Source organism: Acinetobacter sp. YH12255 (assembly GCF_013417355.1).
Lineage (GTDB): Bacteria > Pseudomonadota > Gammaproteobacteria > Pseudomonadales > Moraxellaceae > Acinetobacter > Acinetobacter pseudolwoffii.
Genome location: NZ_VPEC01000085.1, coordinates 1 through 5,084, shown reverse-complemented (window position 1 = coordinate 5,084; position 5,084 = coordinate 1). Strand labels below are relative to the sequence as shown.

Here is a 5,084-nt window from a genome sequence, read left to right as displayed (position 1 = left end):
GAGATCCATGCACGCATGGCAGTCTTGAATAAATTCACAGAATTAGGTCGCCCTCATACCCAAGTTGTCTCTTAAATTTGAGTAGCTTAAGGGAACTCAGCCTTTCAAACCTTTATGCAACAAAGCCCTTCATAACTCAAAATATGAGGAAAAACTGTTTTTCTATAAAAATCAACACATTCATATTTTTTATTTAGAACTTCAATAGCCACTTATATATCCTTCAACCCTTAAATTAATTTTTTAATGTATTTCACTATTCATTTTGCATATGCCATTAACTGACAAAATACATTCACCAACTTCTGCTGTTTAATATTGCTTGCATTACAATTCATTAAGTTTGGATTACCCACTACGATCGCTAAAGACTGTGCTCTCGAATTCGCTACATTTAAACGGTTTTTATCAAACAAAAAATCCATTCCACGTGGTGAATCGTTCGCATCACTCGCACATAAGCTAAAAAATACGATAGGTGCTTCTTGGCCTTGGAACTTATCTACACTTCCCAATTTCGCATTTTCACCTAAAGTAGATTTAAGTTTAGTTACCTGAAAGTTATACGGTGCTACAAACAACATATCATCTAGAGTAATGGACTTTTTCTTGCCATCCTTGTCGGTATAAATTCGCCCAACAAGCTCATTCACAGCATGTTGAATCGCTTGAACCTCTTCATCACTCGCTTGAGTATTTCCTTCATGTTCAACGGGGATGAATACAACACCTGCTTCCTTATTTAATACCCCCTTATAAGCATCAGGGACTTGAATAACTTGCAGATCGTTAGACTTGTGTGAATTTAACTTACCCTCATAAATGGCCTGACTGATAAACTCATTTACTTTTGAATGCATTCTGTAGGTGGTGTCGAGAAAGATGCCTCGGTTAGACTCAATTGTTGGATAATCTCTTAGCAAATAATCCAAAATAGACAAACCACTATCGCCAGGGTGCGTACCTTGTGCTGGTTGTCCTAATTGCATTTGGTCACCCATTAAAACTAGATTATGAGCGGATTGACTCATTGCAATTAAGTTCGCTACCGACACTTGCCCTGCTTCATCAATAAACAAATAATCAAATTGCTTATTTAATTCCTCACGAGAAAACCCCCACGCTGTGGTACCAATGACACATGCTCCATCAAGATATTCAACTATTTTGTCATTCTTAATTTCTGAAATTCCAAAGTTTTCAATCTCAGCATCTGTATTTTTTGTACAACAGAAATGAGCTGGAATAATTTCATTTTGGCAATACTCTGCCACACCAATCAAAAGATTATTAATTGCCTTGTGGGAATTTGAGCTAATGCCTACTTTCTTTCCTTGCTTAAGCAATTCCGCAATAACATGCTTACCTGTAAAGGTTTTTCCTGCACCCGGAGGTCCTTGAATTACAATATATGAGTTATCTAAATTACAAATTGCCGATTTTATTTGATCCAACTTTTCTAAATTTTTATGGCTAGAAACAATTATTTCTCCCATTTCTATCCCCTTGATGCGTGGATAATCCCGTCTTAAAAAATGGAGAATAGCATCATCATTGAGCTGGTTTTCATAATAGCTTCGAACTACTGTTTCTATTGCTTTTGGAATAGGCTTTGGATTCACATAATCATCTGGGATTAAATGCACAACAGAAAGCGGTTCTTTAAGCTGTAAGCAAATTCTGCCTTTTGAAACTGATGAATGCTCTTTTAATAATGTCGCTTTAAGATTGTTCCCCTTTTCATCTTCCTCCCCAAGAATATAAAAGCTAGTGGTATTTGCCATTTTAAATTCTTGATGAGGATCAAATGAATACTCATATGCTAAGCTTCTTGCTTTAGGGGTTGGTTTAAATGGCTCTTTGTCTGTACGAATACAATTTACTAGACAATCAAGGTCATCATAAAGCTCTTCTACTGTTAAGCCCATTCTTTCAAAGAGTCGCCAAAAAACTGGCTTAGCTTCTCTACGATGGAATTCCAGGGCCCAAGCCATGTTTTCACAAATTTGTGACTCAATTATATCGTGAGCCTTAAGAGATTCTGCTTTACTCAATAATTGATCTCTTAAGTGAGTTATTGCCGTTATTTCCTCACTTACCTCTTTTTCTACAATGTCTTTTTTACCTACATACTGGATGCCAAATTCTTGCTGTTTCTGATGCAACCAAGCCACCAACTCTTGCGTACTATTACAATCATCAATATTGTAGTCTCGAATACTTTTCAGGACCTGTGATGTTTGCCAGGTTAAGCCATCTGGATTAACTCGCCAATTTTCATACACGACAACAGAATCACCCCCCGAACCCACTTCTGTCTCACGTTTACCACGGTATAAGTGTTCTACATTTTTAATAGAATATTTAGGTTCACCAATCAGCAATCCATTTTTAACGATCTTGTATAAATCAACAAAAACTTCATTTCTTAACAATTGATCTACTTCAAATTCACAAACCCCATAACGGCACATAAGCTTCTTACACGCAGCAATTTCATAGTTTGCATAATGGTAAATATGCATCGTAGGATCTTGCTGCCAACGTGCATAAACCCATTCGATAAATGATTTAAATGCTATTCTTTCTTCAATTTCATTGTGAGCCCAAAAGTCGATAAATTTACGCTCATCTTTTTCATCGAAATATGTACATCCCCATAAGTACTCAAGTCCCCCTTCAATTAAAGGAAACCCTTCGATATCAAAGTACACATCATTTTCAGAGTGCTGAGGTAATAATGCCAATCCTAGTTTTTCATGAGTGTTAATGATTTCAAATAAAGGCGTTGTAAGCCCTTCACTTTGCCGCTGAATCCGAGCCTGAGCTTTTAATCTATTATATACATCAGTATTCAAGCCCTTAATATTTAGCTTATCACTATCAATCAAATCTTGCATTGTCTGAATACTCTCAGCATTCAGCTTCTTGATTTGCGAGCGTGTAATTGTGGCAACTTGAGAAAGATGATCTCTATCTTTGAGTAATTGCTTCGCATAATTACTCCAACAACCCCATGACTTGGAGTCAGAAGGATTAGGGCACTTTTCCAAATCGAATTCTTCGTGTAATTGCAAAAAGGCATTTTTTACTGATTGGTAGTAATAGTAGAATTCTTGTGTTCTCAATCGCTGTTGAGTTTGATCACCTAAAATAATGACAAAATCATTCGAATAACGGCCTTGAATAGCTGATATCATTTCCTGATAACAACACAGTTGGATGGTGTAATAAGGTTGTAGTGACTTAGAAAGTTTGGTGTCCCAAATTTCATAATGATAGTCCCCAAGTTGACTAGAACCTGGAACCTTAACTAAAAAATCAGCAAACCCAGTAAATGCACCTTTACTCAAACAAGCCTGAAAAATAACATCTGTACCTTCTTTCATGGCCTGTATCGTTTCAGCTTTCTTATCTGAACTTAATCCTATATCTGTAATTGTTAAGCCTTGTCGCTTCAACTCTTCCAATACAGATGATTCGTGCTCTGCGCCTTTATCCTGAAGCATGAGCATCATTGCATCATCTTGATCTTTTAAATCTAAAGTTTCAGGAGTAATAAGACTGAAATGTTCCATCCAGGAAGCAAAAGGACTTTCTAGAAACAAAATTAAATCTGAAGGAGAAAAGATTAAATTATCGTTATGTAGTTTCATATTTACCCCAAATATTTTTATAAAGTGCTAAAAAATGGATACTACTATAAACACTTGATAATTATTACTATTATTTAGTCTTATAAAATAAAGCTTGATTCATACCATTTCATCTCAGTCATGTCTATGCAATCCCTATAGATAAAAAAATATTTGGTCACAAATGATATTAATTTTAAGCATAGTGGTGCATTAGTGTGAAAAGGCTGAATTTATCTGGAGCATTTATGTATCAAAGGTATGTCATTAGTGACATAAAACTGCGTCATTAGTGACATAAAACTATGTCATTAGTGGCATAAAACTGTGTCATTAGTGACATAAAACTGTGTCATTAATGATACAAAACTGTGTCATTTTTCATCAAGGAAGCCTTCTCATCAAACACTAAAATGCAAATAAAATAATAACAAAAAAATCAAACCAAAAATAATTAACTCAATTAAATTAAAAAATTATATACATTATAAAAATAAAGTATCACATTATAAAATTCACCACCATTCTCATTATAAAATTAAGCACTTTAATAAATTTAAAGAACAGATTAAACACATCTATTTATTTTATATATTTCATAAATTACAATTACTTTAATTTATAAATAATTAATATTCTATATAAAAAATAAAAAATAAAAATTTTATGACGTAACACAGCTTAATTTTTAAACTGAATATGACGTAACACAGATTAATTTTTATACATTAAATTCTTTTTATGACGTAACACCGCATATTTTTTACACTATTTATGACGTAACACCGCATATTTTTCATACTATTTATGACGTAACAAAATTTTATAGCTATAAATCTACGGTGAGTAACAGTAGTCTTGGATGAAATTTGATCACCTCTTTTTTTTAAACAAATTTTTGTACCGGTATGATCGTCTAATCCTAGTCTTCCTTTTAGCTCTAAAATTATTTTTAAGAAAAAATTAACAGTAATTGATTGAGGTCAAATCAAAGTTTATAATTTAATAATTATTAAAAAATAAACAAATTAATTATAATTAATAAATATTCTCACAAAATATAATAAACCTCCTCCTCACCAACCATTAAAAAATATATAGATAAAAACCAATAGAAATACACAAATATTCCCGCGAATCAAATATTAAAAATTAAACTTTAGATAAGAGAAATTTAATTTTATATTCATAGTTATTCACTAGTACATTATTTTAAATTCAATTAAATTAAGAATTAATATGCGACACCATGTCGCATATTGATGTATCCAAAGGAAATCGTATACTGTAAAAACTGTTAGAGGAACAAGTTGTTGAATGTTTGAACCGTACCGGGTTTGTCGGAGAGTCAATATTCTGAGAGACTATCCCGATGACAAAATTAAAATATACCCCTGAAATCAGAGAAAGAGCGGTTCAATTATTGATTGAATCTGAAAAAGATTATCC

The 5,084-nt window shown here is 33.1% G+C and carries 1 protein-coding gene; it reads right to left on the bottom strand.

Annotated elements, in window-relative coordinates:
* Positions 1 to 260: 260 nt before the first annotated feature.
* Positions 261 to 3,656, bottom strand: a complete 3,396-nt coding sequence (locus tag FTV30_RS15495; protein ID WP_180001891.1) for a TM0106 family RecB-like putative nuclease — start codon at positions 3,654 to 3,656, stop codon at positions 261 to 263.
* Positions 3,657 to 5,084: the final 1,428 nt, after the last annotated feature.

Bases quoted from the DNA above. Each gene is read 5' to 3' on its own strand.
- FTV30_RS15495 (WP_180001891.1), bottom strand. From the start codon at position 3,656: ATGAAACTACATAACGATAATTTAATCTTTTCTCCTTCAGATTTAATT.